This window comes from Nesterenkonia salmonea (genome assembly GCF_005771525.1).
Taxonomy (GTDB): domain Bacteria; phylum Actinomycetota; class Actinomycetes; order Actinomycetales; family Micrococcaceae; genus Nesterenkonia; species Nesterenkonia salmonea.
Genome location: NZ_VAVZ01000122.1, coordinates 1 through 587, shown reverse-complemented (window position 1 = coordinate 587; position 587 = coordinate 1). Strand labels below are relative to the sequence as shown.

At 61.5% G+C, this 587-nt stretch carries 1 pseudogene; it reads right to left on the bottom strand.

Going from position 1 to position 587, the window contains the following annotated elements:
• Positions 1-25: 25 nt before the first annotated feature.
• Positions 26-587 (bottom strand): annotated as a pseudogene (locus FEF26_RS15835) (IS256 family transposase); the annotation flags it as partial.

The window sequence follows — 587 nt, the reverse complement described above, 5'->3', positions numbered from 1 at the left end:
GAAATGTGTGTATGGCCCGGGCGTGTCAGGGGCTGCCGGCCCAGCCTTTCCTGGCCCAGAGTCCTTCTTCAGTGATGGCTGCGGTGCCGTAGGTCTCTGGGCCGATCGGTTCTTCCTCCACGGACTTCTGCTGGGTTTGCTTTGCTGCTTTTTGGTGCTGGCGCTGTACCAGTTCCCATGGGGCATGGGGGTGTTCGGTGAGGCTGTTGAGCAGCCAGTCCACGGCTTTGCGTGAGTGGTGATCGGGCATGCCTCTGTGATGGCGCAGTAGGTGTTTGATCGCGCTGTTGGGCCCGCCCTCCAGCCGGGAGGTGGCCCGCTCCACGGTGCGCTGTTGGTTTTCGACGTAATGATCGTCGAGGAAGGTGAACAAGGACTTGTCCCGGATCAGTTGCCGGTAGAGTCCCTGGACTCGGCGCAGGCGGATGTGGGTGTACCACCAGTTCTGGCTCGGTTTAGCCCATGAGGGTCGTTCCACGCCCTTCTTCGCGTAGGTGCGCTGCTTCAAGAACGACTCCCACTTTGCTTCCCAGGACGCATAAGCACCCATCCACGCCGCTGCGGCATCGAGGTCCTGGACTCGCATG